Source organism: Flavobacterium faecale (assembly GCF_048320115.1).
GTDB lineage: Bacteria > Bacteroidota > Bacteroidia > Flavobacteriales > Flavobacteriaceae > Flavobacterium > Flavobacterium faecale_A.
This window is the reverse complement of record NZ_CP182943.1, coordinates 3,143,721-3,158,699: the sequence shown is the minus strand read 5'-3', so window position 1 is coordinate 3,158,699 and position 14,979 is coordinate 3,143,721. Positions and strand designations below refer to the sequence as shown.

Here is a 14,979-nt window from a genome sequence, read left to right as displayed (position 1 = left end):
TATTTTTTTTTCAAACAATAAAGAATAAAAACTTATTTTTGAGAAAAACCATTCTTGATGTTTAAGAAAATTCTAAGTTATTTTACACCTGTAAGCATTCACACAGAAAAATCAACTGTGAGTAAATCATTAGATATAAATTGGAATAACGGAGAATTAGTAATCGATTCAGAAAACACCAATTACTCCTACGGTCACCTACAACATTTTTTAAAATTAGGATTGGAAGCTATTGGTTTTGAAAAAGTAAAAGCAATGAAACAGGTCTTAGTCCTGGGGGTGGCTGGCGCCAGTGTTGTTAGAACTTTGATTGACGATGTACAATATGAAGGCAAAATTACTGGGGTCGAAATTGACGCTAACATTATCAAATTGGCTAATAAATATTTCAATATTAATAAAATTCCACAATTGGAAATTGTAATCGATGATGCCTTTGAATTTGTATTTAAAACGAAAGTAAAGTATGATTTAATCATCGTCGATCTTTTTCAAGACATTCAAATGCCGAGTTTTGTATATGAAATACACTTTAGAGACCGAATTTGTCTATTACTTGAAAAGAACGGTTGTATCTTGTTTAATACAATGCCATTGGATAAAAAACAAAATCTCCTTAACGAAACTTATATTTCTAGTTTCAATAAGGAGAACTTTACCATTAAATCATTGCCAAGAGTTGAAAAACATAATGAACTAATATTGATTGAAAGAATTGATTAAATAAGTTTTCTAGCTTTATCTAAATCTTCTTTAGTATCAATACCGATACCTGCATGCGTAGTTTCGATCATTTTAATTTGTTTTCCAAACTCCAAATAACGCAATTGTTCTAATTTTTCTGAGGCTTCTAGCGATTTCATCGGTAAATGATAGAAATCTAAAAGCGCTTGCTTTCTAAACGCATACACTCCTATGTGCTTCATATAACGCACTCCTACATTTTGATCTCTTGGATACGGAATTACCGAACGGGAAAAATACAAAGCAAAATTATTTTGATTCACAACTACTTTCACATTGTTAGGATTATTAATTTCCTCTTGGTCTTTGATCTCATACATCAACGAAGCCAAATCTACTTTTTTATCATGGTCGTTTTTAAAAACTTCAATGATTTCTTTTAAAGGTTCTGCATTGATAAAAGGCTCATCTCCTTGAACATTGACAACAATATCTACATCGATACTTTCAACTGCTTCAGCTATACGATCGCTACCTGATTCGTGCTCTTTAATACTCATAATAGCTTTTCCTCCATTGCTGTCAATTTCGTCAAAAATTAATTTCGAATCGGTTACTACAAACACATCGGCAAACAAATTAGTATTTAAAGCGGCTTCATAAGTTCTTAAAATCACTGTTTTTCCACCCAAGTCTTGCATAAGTTTAGCGTGAAATCTTGTGGAAGCGTAACGAGCGGGAATGACTGCTATTATTTTCATATAAATTTTAGGTTCGCCATAAAGGCAGGTAAGCACAAAGTTTTTATTAGACTTTTTTTTGGTTAGACAAATATAATAGATTCAAATGAGAAATAGAGTTTCATGCGATTAACACAATAATTACAAAATCTTCACCGAAGTCATACTCAAAGAACCTCCTAATAATTTATCGTTGAAAAGATGAAGTTCATCCTGTTTTTCTTTTAAGCCTAAAGCATAAATTAATGGCAAATAATGGTCTGGTGTAGGAATAGCCAGTTGCAAAGCTTTACCTTGTTTATCATAATCAATCAAAGCGTTATAATTACCATCTAGTAAGTAATCATTCACTATTGCTCTGGCCTCAATAGCCCAATCGTAACCATAATTATCTTTGTCCATATTGTGAAAATCTACCAATCGTAAGTTATGAATGATATTTCCACTTCCTATAATCAGAACACCTTTTCTCCTTAAAACACTTAATTTTTGTGCCAAATCAAAGTGAAATTGTGTATTTTTTGTATAGTCAATACTCAACTGAACAACAGGAATATTTGCATTGGGATATAAATGTTTTATTACGCTCCAAGCGCCATGATCTAATCCCCATTCGTGATCGAGTGCTACTTCTGTTGGTAGTAATAATTTCTGAGCGTTTTTGGCCAACTCAGGACTTCCATGCGCAGGGTATTGGACTTCAAATAACTCTTTAGGAAAACCTCCAAAATCATGTATAGTTCTGGGTGTTTCCATAGCAGTAACTTTCGTTCCTTTAGTGAACCAATGTGCCGAAATACATAAAATCGCATTGGGTTGTGGTAAAGTTTGCGCTAAATCCCTAAAACCTGTTACAAACTGATTTTCCTCGATAGCATTCATTGGACTCCCGTGCCCTAGAAACAAAACAGGCATTTTTTCAGTATTTGAAAAATTGGCTGCTATATGGTGTAAATCGTTTAGTGTATTCATTGGATTTTTTTAAAATGCAGTTTTCTCATATCGGCTCTGAAATGATTTTTGTTAATCAGTGAAAACAGTATTATTATTTACTCAACAAAACTATCATCTTTAAAGCCTATTAAATACAATTTGTTTTTGGCACGAGTCATGGCGGTGTACAGCCACCGAATGTAATCTCTGTCAATTCCGTTAGGCAAATAAGGTTGCTCTACAAAAACCGTATTCCACTGCCCTCCTTGTGATTTATGGCAAGTAATAGCGTAAGAAAATTTCACCTGCAAACCATTAAAATATTCATTGGCTTTCACTTTTTGAAATTGCTTGTATTTGGTCTCTCCTTCGTAGTCTTTTAGTACTTCTTGATACAACCGATTCGATTCCTCATATGTTAACGAGGGAGATTCACTTTTGATAGTATCCAATAATAACACCGTTTCAAAAGGTTTTTGATTGGGGTAATCTACCATTCGTATTTTCACTTTAGCAAACTTGAAACTATACAATTCGATGATTTTAAATATTTCCAAAACTTCGATAATGTCTCCATTGGCGATAAAACCAGCTTCGTCTGAATCTTTAAGCCAAAAATAATTATTCTTAACCACCATCAGGAAATCACCTGTAGATAGCTCACTTTCCTTGTCTAAAATTTTGGTTCTAATTTGCTCGTTGTATTGATTTGCTCGTTTGTTGGAACGCACAATAAAGGCAGTATCTTCAATACTATAATTACTATAGGCCGCATTGATTGCATCCTGAATATCATAACCATCAATCAAACGAACGATATCTTTAAATTTTCGAACATCAAATTGAAAATCGGTTATAAAGGAATCTTTCAGCAATTCACGGAGTTCCGTTGCATTGTATAATATTCCAGAATCTTCCTCTTGACGCATGACTTCATCCAACTCAATATGCTCGACTTCTTTATTATAATGCAAACTTAGTGTATCAATATCCAAAGCTGGACTCACATCTAAATTAACAGGGGGCAACTGAGCGGTATCCCCTAATAAAATCATCTTGCAATTGGTTCCCGAATAAACATACGAAATCAAATCATCCAGCAAGGAACCATTTTCATACAATTTTGAATCCGAGTTGGTGTCAGAAATCATCGAGGCCTCATCAACGATAAATATGGTATTTTTATGTTTATTTGGCTGCAAAACAAATGATACTCCGCCACCTGAAGATTTTTTGGGAAAATAGATTTTTTTGTGAATAGTAAATGCAGGTTTATCGGAATAATTAGCAATCACTTTGGCCGCACGACCTGTGGGAGCTAATAAAACATATTTTTTATTTATTTCTGCTAAATTATTTACAATAGTCGAAATGACTGTTGTTTTTCCAGTTCCAGCGTATCCTTTGAGTACAAAAATAGTATCGTTGTAACTATCTGTTAAAAAAATAGCGATTTTTTGAAAAAATATATCCTGTTGGTAAGTGGGGTTAAATGGGAATTTATTTTTTAAAAGACTGTAAAACTGGGAAGAAATCATTATTTGCGCAAAGTTGTAAAATGAACTTCAAAGATAGCTTTTAATGATTGTTTAACAGCCAATACATATAGCAAAGTTTTCAAAAATCAATCTTGACAGAATTCTCCACAATCAATTCGAATATCTTCATTTTTTAGTTCTTGTCCCAACAAACCACAAAAGGGAACATTTTTTTCGTTTGAAAAAAACTTGCAATTGTAACAAGTCCTTTGCACAGTAATGATTTCCATTCTATTCAATTGAAGTATCATATCTGAAATGGTTTTCCAAAGAATTTCTTTATCAGCTGCGTTTGATTTTGATACAATAGCACTCAAAGGATCCGTGTAATTTTCAGTTTCAAAAATGACATTCTTGCCTAGATCTGTAATTTCTATGGTATAACTTCTTGCGTCATCTTGAACTGGAACTTTTTTAATGTAACCTTTTTGCTCCAAAGTCTTAATCGTATCACTAATTGTGGGTTTGGAAAGGTTAAATTCTTGAGCTAAATAACTTACAGTGGATAACTTTTGAGAATGATAATTAATAAAAATCAGCAACTGAATTTGGATGGGAGAAAGTTGGTGTCTTTTTGATTTGTCCCAAAGCAATATTCTAAAAACATTTGAAATACGTTCCAGTCCAGCCACAATCTTATGGTCTAGATTTGAATTTTGCTGATTAAGATTGAATACTGACATTTTTATAAAGTTTTAGATCTTTATGTTAGGATAAAAGTAATCGTTTTTCTAACAACACCTCAATCAAACTAGTGTTAATAAATATTTCCTCCTAAATTCTGCAGAAATATAAAAAATCCCTGCAAAAAAAGATTTCACAGGGACTTTAGAACATTACCCTTTCAAATCTTGAATGGCGGCTCCAAAATTCAAATGCAATACATTCCCTTTTGGGGTTACCAGAGCAGGAACCGATTTCACTCCAGCATTTTCTGCATCGCTAATTTTTGACTTGTCCTCTCCCAGATGAATAATTTCAACGTTACTTTGACCAATCAAATCAATAACATCTTGTTCTGCACTAATACAAACAGGGCATCCTGCGTGATAAAAAACTGACTTACTCATGACATTAAATTTTAAATTAGACTTTATACTTTGTAAAATGAATTACATAGTACAAATATAGTTAGTTATCCTAACTAATTAAAGGTTTTTAACATTTTTATGAAAAGAAATACAAGTATTGAAATAACTGCAATGAGTGTAAAGGTTTTATGCAAGGGACACAAAGGTTTTGACTTTTGAAATTGATTTTTGACCTTTCACCTTGGCAATTGACTTTTGAATTTGTAAGTTTGTCCAAGCAAATACAAAACAAGAGTTTTCATGAACATTACTGAAAAGAAATACAAAAAACTATCCATTCAGGTTTCCTTGACTGGACTTTCTTTTTGTTGTTTTGATACTCTAAATGGTACAGTATCTTCATTTCATGAAGTATACTTTGATACCTTTGAAAAAGGAATTAAAATTGAAGAATTGTTTTCGGAAGCCTTTGAAAAATACTCAGAATTGAATCAAGACTATGATGACGTTTTAATCATTCATAACAACAACCTATCAACCTTTGTACCTACTGCTTTATTTGACGAAAATTACCTTGGAAGTTATTTGCAATACAATACTAAGGTTTTTGAAACTGATTTTTTTGCTTTTGATGAAATCAGTAATTACCAAATCAATTCGGTTTATATCCCCTATGTCAATATGAACAACTATTTTATTGACAAATTTGGAAGTTTTGACTATAAACATGCTAATAGCATCTTGGTATCCAAATTGATGGACGAATCCAAAAACAATGACACCAAAACCATGTGGGTCCATTTTGCCCAAGGACATTTTGAAATTGTTGTGATTCAAAACCAAAAATTGTTGTTATTCAATTCTTTTGATTATCAAACACCAGAAGACTTTTTGTATTACCTATTATTTACTGCAGAACAACTGCAGATGAATCCGGAAAATTTCCCATTGGAATTGATTGGAGATATCACAACGGACAGTCCTTTTTACAAAATAGCTTATAAATACATTCGCAATATCAATCTAAAAGAAGTGGAAGATTTGCGATGGAACAATTATTTTTCTGAGGCCGAAAACAGAAAACATTTTATACTTTTCAACTCATGAGAATCATTTCAGGTAAATACAAAGGCAGACGCATCTCTCCTCCCAAAGGACTTCCGGTGCGCCCTACTACAGATATGTCCAAAGAGGCTTTATTCAACGTCTTAAACAATCATTTCAATTTTGATGGGTTGAAAGTTTTGGATTTATTTTCAGGTACAGGAAATATTAGTTATGAATTTGCTTCTAGAGGCTGTACCCCTATTACTGCAGTGGATGGGGATTTTGGATGTGTGAAATTCATCAAGAAAACAACCGCAGAATTTGACTTTAATATTGCTGCTATCAAAAGTGATATTTTTAAGTTTTTAGAAAAAAACAATGCCACTTACGATATTATTTTTGCTGATCCTCCTTATGATTTTGACCAAGCTACTTTTGAAAAAATCGTATTAATGATTTTAGAAAAAAACAGTTTAAACGATGACGGGATGATGATTATTGAACATTCAAAATACACCAAACTAGATCATATGATGCATTTCTCTTTTAAGAAAAGCTATGGCGGTTCTATCTTTAGTTTTTTTGAATTAAATACTGCTGAGGAAATTGTAGAAGCTGATGGTGAGGAAGAATAATTAGAAGGGGTGACAACTTATTATATTGGTAAACTGCTTAATTTTTTAACTGGTTAATCGACCAATTAAACCCTAAACAATTACCTATTAAACAAAAAAAAACAGACCTATAAGCCGGATTCTGTATTCATCGAAATGAACCCTTATCATTTATCTAGGCTTACAATTACTCATAAGCTCAAGCTATCTACCCTTCGGCAACGGACGAGAAACCCTTAAATGCCGATATACTTGATATTTCACCGCATAGAGTTTACCTGGTTTCACTACAGCATTACCTGTACATACTTTCTGTTGCACTAGTCCTAATTCGTCCTGAAATTAATCCAAAACAAACCGACGGGTGTTACCCGCTATGCTTCTCTATGGTGTCCGGACTTTCCTCCCCGATAAATCGGGACGATAAGGCGGTCTGTGATGCAAATTTACATTTTTTCAACCGTTTTTTTCGATTCTGATACCATACTTTAACAAGAGATTTGTAAAGATTTAATTTTAAAATAGTTATCTTTAAGCATCAACTTAAAAACTACCATTATGACCAAAATGTATCACTATACTTCCGTAGCTAAAGCTTTAGACCAATTAAATGAAAAAGGTTTTACATATGATTTTAATCTTCATGAAGATGATATTGTAAAAAATCCTAGTAAATATGAAATTGTACATATTTATCGTTATGAAGGTGACACCAATCCTGATGATGAAGCAGTCGTATACGGCATTAAGTCTACTTCAGGAAAAAAAGGCGTTTATGTAGCTGGTTTTGCAGCAAATTCAATTAACGAAGCCCATGAAACCTTAATTAAATTGAGCATAAAAGGACGAAATTAAAAGACCTTTTATACATCTAAAAAGCAAGTAAACCTACTGTTTAAAAAGGTTTGCATCGCTACCTGATAAAGTCAAGGATTCTAAGTTCTGAAGATTAAACTTAAAACACTTGAACTTACAATTTTATTAATTCCACTTAAAGGTTTTTAAAAAATGCTAGTTTTTCAATTCTAATAAAATCGTTATGAACCAGAATCACACCTATGGAATTTTGGGACAAATTGCTCCAAGGTGGGAAGTTTCACATTGGATAAACAAGTATGGAGAATTGGACAACAGCATCAAGTTTGAAAATTATGTCGGAAGAATAAAAGTACTTTTCTTTTTTCAAAATTGGTGTCAAGGATGTCATAGTGTTGGTTTTCCTTCCTTAGTCCGAATGGTAACCGCTCTAGGTGATACTAAAGACATTTCATTTTTTGCCATTCAAACTGTTTTTGAAGGACAAAGCCAGAACACCGTTGAAAAAACAGCAATAAATCAGACGAAATATAATTTAAAAATACCATTTGGTCACGATAGTGGCGACGCATCTACACATTTTATTTCTAAAACCATGAGTGCTTACCGTACGGGAGGAACACCATGGTTTGTAGTTATAGACAGGAAGGGAATCGTTATATTCAATGACTTTCATATTAATTCACAAAATGCAATCCAGTATTTACAGGCTCTTTAATACCAATTTATGCTAAAATGGCTCGACATCGTAAAATTTACAATTAACAGCAATCCAAATGCGGGTAAGACTGCACATAACAAAAAAAGTGACAACATATTAGATCTACCTCAATATCTATTCAGTATTGACTCCATTAATGAAGGGGAGGGATTTAGTCGTTTTGAAACTTGTAAATTCAACAGCAACAAAATATATGCCTGTGTGTATTGTCAGACACCATTATTTTACGAAGATGCTATACTTAGAGCTGAAATGCAATGGACTAGTTTTGCACAACCTACCACAGATAATGCCCTTGCTTTTTATAAAGAAAGCAATGAAGAAAAAAATCGAGTAAACGTAACATGTAAGAACTGCGGAGCTTATCTAGGTCTTGTTTTTCCCAATGGCCCTTTCCCAGGTGGTTTGCGTTTTTATATCCGTACAATTGCTTTGGCAACAATAGATTCTAATGAAAAAAAGTGTACTTTGGGTGGTGGTTGCTTTTGGTGTACGGAGGCTATTTTCCAACAACTGAAAGGAATTGTAAATGTTGAAAGCGGTTATAGTGGCGGTAAAATTGCAAATCCAACATATAGAGAAGTTTGTAGTGGCATTACAGGACATGCTGAAGTTATAGAGATAACCTACGATCCTACACAAATTAGTTTTTCAGATTTGATTCGGATTCATTTGACCACACACAACCCTACTCGATCTTCAGTACAAGAAAAGGAATGGGGTACGCAATACCGAAGTATTATTTTTTACAGAAACCAAATTGAAAAAACAGCTGCATTAGAAGTTGTTCAGGAACTACAATTAGCTTACAAAAATCCTATTGTTACCGAAATTGTTCCTTTTGAACATTTTTATAAAGCGGAAGAACGCCACCAAAATTATTACATCAACAATCCTGATGCTAGTTATTGCCAAAATGTAATCAATCCTAAACTCAAAAACCTCAAGTCCCTGTATCGAAAATTATTAAAGTACAACCCTAAAAACAAGTAAAAATGAAAAAACCAAATATCCCTCAAAAAGGCCCTTATGTCATTAAAGTTACACCAGGTACTTATGCTTGGTGTGCCTGTGGCGAAAGTAAAAAACAACCTTATTGTGATGGGTCACATAAAACAACAGATTTAAATCCTATTATCGAAAAAATTACAGAAGAAAAAACAGTAGCTTGGTGTGGCTGCAAACAAACAGGCAATCCCCCATTTTGTGATGGAAGTCACAAAAATTTATTATAAAAACTATTCCTCATTACCTCAGAACAAATACAGCTCAATATATTTTAGGGCTGTATTTGTTTTAAAAATTATTCTATTGGAATAGCTAGAACCAATGTAGCATATTCTGTTGCTATTTTCTTGGTTAAGCTTGGATGAAATATACTTTCAAAAAAGCCTCTTTTATAAGTCAACATGGTAAGTATGTCGATATCCTTCTGCAATATAAAATCTAAAATAGTGTCTTTGACATCATTTGAAATCGTAACATAAAAAGTGATTGGCTCCTTTTCAAATTCTTTTTCCCATTCTTTTACAGTAGCGTTATCAACATCAGATTCATTAGTTTTTACATACAAACACTTGATCTGTGCGTTCATCTTATGTGCAATTTTCAAAACACTTTTCAGGGCTTTTTTGTCCTTTGCTCTAAATCGAGTTGTAAAACCAATAGTCTCTGCTTTTCTAAACGGTACATCTTGAGGTACACAAAGCATTGGTACCGTAATATCTGTTATTACATTACCTGAATTAGTTCCCATAAAAAAAGATTGCCAGCCCGAAGCTCCCGAAGTTCCCATAACCACAAAATCGATTCGGTCTTCTTTAATAGCCTTTTTGATATTAAAAGTTAAATCACCATCCATCAATCGATGAGTCATTTTTATTTTATCTAATTGACGTTCTTCAGCAATGGAACGGAGCTTTGGTATTTCATCTTTGAACATATCAAATTGTGCCAATTCCAATGATTCGTAAATAACCATATAATTTTCTGGAAAAAACTGATTATCAACAACAGGCAATTCAAAGCTATGCAATACAATCAGCTCTCCTTTAAGGGTTTTAGCTAATTCTAAAGCATGTACAAAGGCGTTATTGGCCACGTCGGAAAAATCAGTTGGAAATAAAATACGTTTCATATTACAATGGTTTAAAGTGAACTATTCGCAAGACATACTTAAAATTAATATTTTTTTCATGATTAATCTAAAGCAAGCCATTAATTTTTATTATGCATGGATTGCCAATACTGGAATTTCTATATCTGTAGGTGTTTTATCGGCGTAACTAGGCACGAACATAGCTTCAAAAAAGTTGCTTTTATACGTCAACATCGATAAAATATCAATATGATGATTTTTAATAAAATCTAGAGTTACTTGTTTAATTTGGTCACTTTGAATAGTAAAAAAAGTAATGGCTTCATCCTCAAATTCATTATCCCAAACTCTAATTGTACCCGTAGTCACCTCAGTATGTATGTTTTTGATATGTAAACATTTGATTTTGGCTTCAAATATTTTAGCGATTTCCAAGGTGATGTGTAACGCTTTTTTTTCCTCAGGTCGATAATGGGTAATAAAACCAATGGTGTTTATTTTTTTATAGCTAACCCCTGCGGGAATGCAGAGCATAGGAACGGCTAATTTTAAAATAACAGCACCCGAGTTAGTTCCTGCAAAAAGCGCTTCCCATTCAGAAGCCCCCGTTGTTCCCATAATTACAATGTCAATAGCATCTTCTTCAATGGCTTTTTTTATGTTTTCGGCTAAATTCCCTTCCATTAAGCGATGTGTCATTTTAATATTATCAAAATGATGTTCTTCGATAACCTCTCTAAGTTTGGGTATTTCTTCTTTGAATAAATCAAAATGTGCTAACTCCATGGTATCGTAGACTTCGTTAAAGTTTTCAGGGAAAAACTGATCATCCATAGGCGGCAAATCATACGAATGCAATACAAAAATCTCCCCTTTGACGGCATTGACAAATTCCAAGGCATGTACAAAGGCATTCGTGGCGACATCAGAAAAATCAGTTGGGAAAAGAATGCGTTTCATATTAAATCATTTTATAAAGATTAAACACTTAGTCATCTTATAAAGATACAATTTTAACCCGTTAATTACCAGTAATTTAATCCTAAATATTTCTCAATTGAACGATACTACCCTAGATTTAGTACCTTTGCAGCCAATTCATATCAAAATGCTAAACAACGATTCTATAGTAGCGCTTGCTACACCTTCAGGTGCCGGAGCCATTGCCATCATTCGAGTTTCAGGCCAAGATGCCATCGACATAGGTAATTCGGTTTTTAAATCCATCAAAAACAAGGATTTAACTACCCAAAAAACACATACCTTACATTTAGGACATATCGTAGACGAAAATAAAACGTTAGACGAGGTTTTGGTTTCTATTTTCAAAGGACCTAACTCCTATACTGGTGAAAATACTATCGAAATTTCGTGTCACGGTTCCTCTTATATTCAACAACAAATCATTCAATTGTTATTACGAAAAGGTTGTAGAATGGCTGATGCAGGTGAATTCACCTTGCGTGCCTTCCTAAACGGCAAACTTGATTTATCGCAAGCCGAAGCTGTCGCCGATTTAATTTCGTCAGACAACGAAGCCAGTCATCAAATTGCCATGCAGCAAATGCGTGGGGGTTTCTCGAACGAAATTGCCAAACTCCGTGAAGAGCTATTAAATTTTGCCTCTTTAATCGAATTGGAACTTGACTTTGCCGAAGAAGACGTCGAATTTGCTGACAGAACTCAATTCAATGAATTATTAAACCGAATCGAGTTTGTTCTCAAACGATTAATAGACTCCTTTGCGGTAGGTAATGTTATCAAAAACGGAATTCCTGTAGCGATTGTTGGTGAACCTAACGTAGGGAAATCAACGCTCTTAAACGCTTTGTTGAACGAAGAACGTGCTATTGTTTCAGACATTGCAGGAACGACTCGTGATACTATCGAAGATGAATTGGTTATCGAAGGAATTGGTTTTCGTTTTATTGATACTGCCGGAATCCGTGAAACTCAAGATGTAGTAGAAAGCATCGGAATCAAAAAAACATTTGAAAAAATTGAACAAGCTCAGGTGGTTCTTTTATTGGTTGATGGTTATAAGTTATTGGTTGATGGTTTGGCTCCTATAAAAGTTGAAATTGAGAAATTAAAAAACAAATATCCGTTAAAACCTTTGGTAATAATAATCAACAAAAAAGATAGTATTCCTCAAGAAATGATTTCTCAATTCCAAGAAGAACTAGCAACTAACAAACAACAACTAACAACCCTATTTATTTCTGCCAAACTAAACCTTGGTATTGACGAATTGAAAAACCAATTACTCTCTTTTGTAAATACAGGCGCTCTACGTAACAACGAAACAATCGTGACGAACACAAGACATTACGACTCTTTACTTAAAGCGCTGGACGAAATATCAAAAGTGAAGTACGGACTGGAAACTGGACTTTCCAGCGACCTGATGGCGATTGATATTAAGGAAGCTTTGTACCATTTTGGAATGATAACGGGTCAGGTTACCAACGATGAATTACTAGGAAATATTTTTGCTAATTTCTGTATCGGAAAGTAAAGATAGTATTCAGTCTACAGTTTTAGTATCCAGTTAATCTTTTAATCAAAATAAAAAGGCTGTCCGGGCAGGCTATCCACTACAAGTCCGCAGGCATCAGGCTATAAAACTAAAAACCCCAAAAGGAGCTTCTTGCAGTCGCTCTTTTGGGGTTTGTTTTATTCGCCTTCTTCCTTTACGGGCTTTTCGTTACTATCCTTGACAGGGAAAACGATTCCTTACTCAATAGCTTTTTATTGGTCCCAAAAATAGTTAAAACTATGCTCTTTAGTGCATTTCGCTTTAGTCTCTAAAAATTTTAGACAAAGATTATAAAGATTCAAAGGATTAATCTGTGCTAATCTTTTTAATCTGTGGCTAATTATAGCGTTTTCATATACAGATTTTTAGTCTGACAACCAAATCTATGGCCTTTCAGTCAATAGTGGTTTAGTCATAAATCATCCCCTATCAAAGGCTGATTACCTAAATCCACCACCCAATCACTCACTTCAAAATGAAACCATTCACAAAAAGTTTTGAAATCTCTTTTTTGAGGCCAATCGTTTTCGTCAGTCCAGATTCCTTCTAACTCTAATTCAAAAATTGTTTTGAAATACTTCTTGATTTGTTGATTGGCATCTTCAAAATCTTCTTTGGTTAAATAAGTTTTGGACTCGCCCAACATTCCAGCATCCATTTGGAAATCAGGTGTCAATTGATTATTCCAATCAACAAAAGGCGCTTTATAGCTTATGGTAATGGCTGAACGGTTATATACTTTCATGACTTATATTCTATTTTCTCTTCCGCCACCATCCCTAAAACCTCATCCTCTTCAGGATAATTCTTCGCAGTCATTGCGAGGGACGAAGCAATCATATCTTCGTGCTCTTTGTTGGTACTTTTTTTGTCTAGTTTTTTGTTTTTGGACTCTTGTTTCCTGCCTTTTTTAGTGGGATTAGCCAAAGGCTCAATTCGCTTTGCTCGGGTGCCTCGCTCCGCTCGCAATGACTGGATGGATTGCAACAACTCGCTTGCATCTCCATCAGTATCTAGCTGCTCACTTAACTCCCCTTTAAACGCCTTATGCAAGATGGCTTGTGGCAACGTATCTATTTTGTTTTTTAGGCTTTTGTATTGTTGTTCTATTGCATCTGCTTTGGCAAACAAACTTTCTACTCGAGAAACGATTTCTTGCTGTTCTAGATAAGATACATTTGGAACCTTTAAAGACTTAATTATTTTTTGATTTAAATTAATCATTGTTGTCCCTACTGAATTGGAATTAAGATATTCAATACAAAAAGGACTTCTTAGATAAAAGGTTAAAAATTTTGGATATATATTACTACCACATCGTAAAATGATTGAACCAGTACCACAAATACAGTTTCCATAACTTTCATTATATAATGCTGCTCTTCCCATTTCTCCCCTCCTACCTAATATTACATCATTGTTAATTAGCTTATATACTTTTAACTTTTGATACTTCTCATTTGAAATAGAAACATTAGTATCTGGTATAATTATACCATTATTTATATGACTTGGATTTATTACAGAAACACCATTTTCTATATAATCACTTTTGTGAAGTGCACTACCAAAAGGACCTGTTCTTATATCTATTTCCAGTTTTCCTAATTCAGTAAATTGATTAATTTTTAGTAATTTCCCAGTAACGGCTTGCGTAAGCACTTGCTGACGAAAATCCTTTAGCAATTCAGGCACTTTGGCCATACTGGTTTTTATAGTTTCCAGTTGGGCAAATAAACGATCTAATTTATCTACAATGCGGTTTTGCTCGGCAAGTGGTGGGAGGGGAAATGGTATAGATTTTAAATATCCTTGATTTAATTTTAATCTTGTTGTTCCTCCAACAAAACCACTATAATCAAACTGATTAAAAAAATGAAGTAATATGTCATTAGAAATTCCATTTTTACCTTTTAAAACATGTGCATGATTATTAACCCATGATTTACCTGATATTTTATAAGCTACATTTTTAAATTTATCAAAAAAAGGAGCACCATCTTCACCAACGAGAACAAGTTCTTCATTAAAAATATAGTCATTAATCCAACCTGCTTGACCAGTTGCACCATAATATGGAACATCTCCAATACGCTTGCTTCTTTCATCAGAACTAACTGGTTTTCTTAAATTATCTAAAATATCAGCAACTGTTTCTATATCGGTTTCAATCCAATTTTTCGGCAATTTATTCTTCATTAATTCAATTCTTTTATCA

At 33.6% G+C, this 14,979-nt stretch carries 17 protein-coding genes and 1 other RNA gene; 8 read left to right on the top strand and 10 right to left on the bottom strand.

Annotated elements, in window-relative coordinates; translation table 11 throughout:
- Nucleotides 1-57: 57 nt before the first annotated feature.
- A complete protein-coding gene (locus ACNH59_RS13050; protein WP_418262967.1) occupies nucleotides 58-723 on the top strand; it encodes a spermidine synthase in 666 nt (221 codons plus the stop codon).
- Here the strand turns inward: ACNH59_RS13050 and kdsB are convergent.
- The 5 genes from kdsB to ACNH59_RS13025 all read right to left on the bottom strand — a co-directional run bounded on the left by kdsB (nucleotide 720) and on the right by ACNH59_RS13025 (nucleotide 4,965).
- Nucleotides 720-1,445, bottom strand: a complete 726-nt coding sequence (gene kdsB, locus ACNH59_RS13045) for a 3-deoxy-manno-octulosonate cytidylyltransferase (RefSeq protein WP_418262966.1) — start codon at nucleotides 1,443-1,445, stop codon at nucleotides 720-722. The two genes, ACNH59_RS13050 and kdsB, sit on opposite strands and share 4 nt — an antisense overlap.
- A gap of 120 nt (nucleotides 1,446-1,565) precedes the next feature.
- A complete protein-coding gene (ygiD, locus tag ACNH59_RS13040; RefSeq protein WP_418262965.1) occupies nucleotides 1,566-2,396 on the bottom strand; it encodes a 4,5-DOPA dioxygenase extradiol in 831 nt (276 codons plus the stop codon).
- A gap of 77 nt (nucleotides 2,397-2,473) precedes the next feature.
- A complete protein-coding gene (locus tag ACNH59_RS13035; protein ID WP_418262964.1) occupies nucleotides 2,474-3,895 on the bottom strand; it encodes an ATP-dependent DNA helicase in 1,422 nt (473 codons plus the stop codon).
- An 86-nt stretch (nucleotides 3,896-3,981) separates the two neighbouring features.
- The gene (locus ACNH59_RS13030) at nucleotides 3,982-4,578 is read right to left on the bottom strand and encodes a MarR family winged helix-turn-helix transcriptional regulator (RefSeq protein ID WP_418262963.1); all 597 of its coding nucleotides are present in this window, start codon (nucleotides 4,576-4,578) and stop codon (nucleotides 3,982-3,984) included.
- Between the two features lie 153 nt (nucleotides 4,579-4,731).
- Nucleotides 4,732-4,965: a thioredoxin family protein gene (locus ACNH59_RS13025; protein WP_418262962.1), complete on the bottom strand. Its 234-nt coding sequence runs from the start codon at nucleotides 4,963-4,965 to the stop codon at nucleotides 4,732-4,734.
- 261 nt (nucleotides 4,966-5,226) lie between these two features.
- Here ACNH59_RS13025 and ACNH59_RS13020 point away from each other — a divergent pair, with 261 nt between their 5' ends.
- Both ACNH59_RS13020 and ACNH59_RS13015 read left to right on the top strand, forming a co-directional pair.
- The gene (locus ACNH59_RS13020; protein WP_418262961.1) at nucleotides 5,227-6,033 is read left to right on the top strand and encodes a DUF3822 family protein; all 807 of its coding nucleotides are present in this window, start codon (nucleotides 5,227-5,229) and stop codon (nucleotides 6,031-6,033) included.
- Nucleotides 6,030-6,608, top strand: coding sequence for an RsmD family RNA methyltransferase (locus tag ACNH59_RS13015; protein ID WP_418262960.1), 579 nt, complete (start codon nucleotides 6,030-6,032; stop codon nucleotides 6,606-6,608). The genes ACNH59_RS13020 and ACNH59_RS13015 overlap by 4 nt, the downstream gene beginning before the upstream one ends.
- A 94-nt stretch (nucleotides 6,609-6,702) precedes the next feature.
- Here ACNH59_RS13015 and rnpB read toward each other — a convergent pair.
- Nucleotides 6,703-7,027: RNase P RNA component class A (gene rnpB / locus ACNH59_RS13010), an RNA gene on the bottom strand.
- Between the two features lie 118 nt (nucleotides 7,028-7,145).
- On the opposite strand from rnpB, the gene ACNH59_RS13005 reads away from it, so the two are divergent.
- The 4 genes from ACNH59_RS13005 to ACNH59_RS12990 all read left to right on the top strand — a co-directional run bounded on the left by ACNH59_RS13005 (nucleotide 7,146) and on the right by ACNH59_RS12990 (nucleotide 9,359).
- Nucleotides 7,146-7,442, top strand: coding sequence for a hypothetical protein (locus ACNH59_RS13005; RefSeq protein ID WP_418262959.1), 297 nt, complete (start codon nucleotides 7,146-7,148; stop codon nucleotides 7,440-7,442).
- Between the two features lie 184 nt (nucleotides 7,443-7,626).
- Nucleotides 7,627-8,121: a peroxiredoxin family protein gene (locus tag ACNH59_RS13000; RefSeq protein WP_418262958.1), complete on the top strand. Its 495-nt coding sequence runs from the start codon at nucleotides 7,627-7,629 to the stop codon at nucleotides 8,119-8,121.
- A 9-nt stretch (nucleotides 8,122-8,130) separates the two neighbouring features.
- Nucleotides 8,131-9,117, top strand: coding sequence for a peptide-methionine (S)-S-oxide reductase MsrA (gene msrA / locus ACNH59_RS12995; protein WP_418262957.1), 987 nt, complete (start codon nucleotides 8,131-8,133; stop codon nucleotides 9,115-9,117).
- Nucleotides 9,118-9,119: 2 nt separating this feature from the next.
- The gene (locus ACNH59_RS12990; protein ID WP_418262956.1) at nucleotides 9,120-9,359 is read left to right on the top strand and encodes a CDGSH iron-sulfur domain-containing protein; all 240 of its coding nucleotides are present in this window, start codon (nucleotides 9,120-9,122) and stop codon (nucleotides 9,357-9,359) included.
- 68 nt (nucleotides 9,360-9,427) lie between these two features.
- Here the strand turns inward: ACNH59_RS12990 and ACNH59_RS12985 are convergent, their stop codons facing one another.
- Together ACNH59_RS12985 and ACNH59_RS12980 are read right to left on the bottom strand one after the other, a co-directional pair.
- On the bottom strand, nucleotides 9,428-10,261 hold the full coding sequence (locus ACNH59_RS12985) for a universal stress protein (RefSeq protein ID WP_418262955.1): 834 nt from the start codon (nucleotides 10,259-10,261) through the stop codon (nucleotides 9,428-9,430).
- A gap of 90 nt (nucleotides 10,262-10,351) precedes the next feature.
- Nucleotides 10,352-11,182: a universal stress protein gene (locus tag ACNH59_RS12980; RefSeq protein ID WP_418262954.1), complete on the bottom strand. Its 831-nt coding sequence runs from the start codon at nucleotides 11,180-11,182 to the stop codon at nucleotides 10,352-10,354.
- A 148-nt stretch (nucleotides 11,183-11,330) separates the two neighbouring features.
- Here ACNH59_RS12980 and mnmE point away from each other — a divergent pair, with 148 nt between their 5' ends.
- The gene (gene mnmE / locus ACNH59_RS12975) at nucleotides 11,331-12,740 is read left to right on the top strand and encodes a tRNA uridine-5-carboxymethylaminomethyl(34) synthesis GTPase MnmE (RefSeq protein ID WP_418264900.1); all 1,410 of its coding nucleotides are present in this window, start codon (nucleotides 11,331-11,333) and stop codon (nucleotides 12,738-12,740) included.
- 433 nt (nucleotides 12,741-13,173) lie between these two features.
- On the opposite strand, the gene ACNH59_RS12970 is transcribed toward mnmE, so the two are convergent.
- Both ACNH59_RS12970 and ACNH59_RS12965 read right to left on the bottom strand, forming a co-directional pair.
- A complete protein-coding gene (locus ACNH59_RS12970) occupies nucleotides 13,174-13,506 on the bottom strand; it encodes a hypothetical protein (protein WP_418262953.1) in 333 nt (110 codons plus the stop codon).
- Nucleotides 13,503-14,960, bottom strand: coding sequence for a restriction endonuclease subunit S (locus tag ACNH59_RS12965; RefSeq protein ID WP_418262952.1), 1,458 nt, complete (start codon nucleotides 14,958-14,960; stop codon nucleotides 13,503-13,505). Before ACNH59_RS12965 ends, ACNH59_RS12970 begins: the two co-directional genes overlap by 4 nt.
- Between the last annotated feature and the right edge of the window lie 19 nt (nucleotides 14,961-14,979).

Bases quoted from the DNA above. Each gene is read 5' to 3' on its own strand.
- ACNH59_RS13050 (WP_418262967.1), top strand. From the start codon at position 58: ATGTTTAAGAAAATTCTAAGTTATTTTACACCTGTAAGCATTCACACA.
- kdsB (WP_418262966.1), bottom strand. From the start codon at position 1,445: ATGAAAATAATAGCAGTCATTCCCGCTCGTTACGCTTCCACAAGATTT.
- ygiD (WP_418262965.1), bottom strand. From the start codon at position 2,396: ATGAATACACTAAACGATTTACACCATATAGCAGCCAATTTTTCAAAT.
- ACNH59_RS13035 (WP_418262964.1), bottom strand. From the start codon at position 3,895: ATGATTTCTTCCCAGTTTTACAGTCTTTTAAAAAATAAATTCCCATTT.
- ACNH59_RS13030 (WP_418262963.1), bottom strand. From the start codon at position 4,578: ATGTCAGTATTCAATCTTAATCAGCAAAATTCAAATCTAGACCATAAG.
- ACNH59_RS13025 (WP_418262962.1), bottom strand. From the start codon at position 4,965: ATGAGTAAGTCAGTTTTTTATCACGCAGGATGCCCTGTTTGTATTAGT.
- ACNH59_RS13020 (WP_418262961.1), top strand. From the start codon at position 5,227: ATGAACATTACTGAAAAGAAATACAAAAAACTATCCATTCAGGTTTCC.
- ACNH59_RS13015 (WP_418262960.1), top strand. From the start codon at position 6,030: ATGAGAATCATTTCAGGTAAATACAAAGGCAGACGCATCTCTCCTCCC.
- ACNH59_RS13005 (WP_418262959.1), top strand. From the start codon at position 7,146: ATGACCAAAATGTATCACTATACTTCCGTAGCTAAAGCTTTAGACCAA.
- ACNH59_RS13000 (WP_418262958.1), top strand. From the start codon at position 7,627: ATGAACCAGAATCACACCTATGGAATTTTGGGACAAATTGCTCCAAGG.
- msrA (WP_418262957.1), top strand. From the start codon at position 8,131: ATGCTAAAATGGCTCGACATCGTAAAATTTACAATTAACAGCAATCCA.
- ACNH59_RS12990 (WP_418262956.1), top strand. From the start codon at position 9,120: ATGAAAAAACCAAATATCCCTCAAAAAGGCCCTTATGTCATTAAAGTT.
- ACNH59_RS12985 (WP_418262955.1), bottom strand. From the start codon at position 10,261: ATGAAACGTATTTTATTTCCAACTGATTTTTCCGACGTGGCCAATAAC.
- ACNH59_RS12980 (WP_418262954.1), bottom strand. From the start codon at position 11,182: ATGAAACGCATTCTTTTCCCAACTGATTTTTCTGATGTCGCCACGAAT.
- mnmE (WP_418264900.1), top strand. From the start codon at position 11,331: ATGCTAAACAACGATTCTATAGTAGCGCTTGCTACACCTTCAGGTGCC.
- ACNH59_RS12970 (WP_418262953.1), bottom strand. From the start codon at position 13,506: ATGAAAGTATATAACCGTTCAGCCATTACCATAAGCTATAAAGCGCCT.
- ACNH59_RS12965 (WP_418262952.1), bottom strand. From the start codon at position 14,960: ATGAAGAATAAATTGCCGAAAAATTGGATTGAAACCGATATAGAAACA.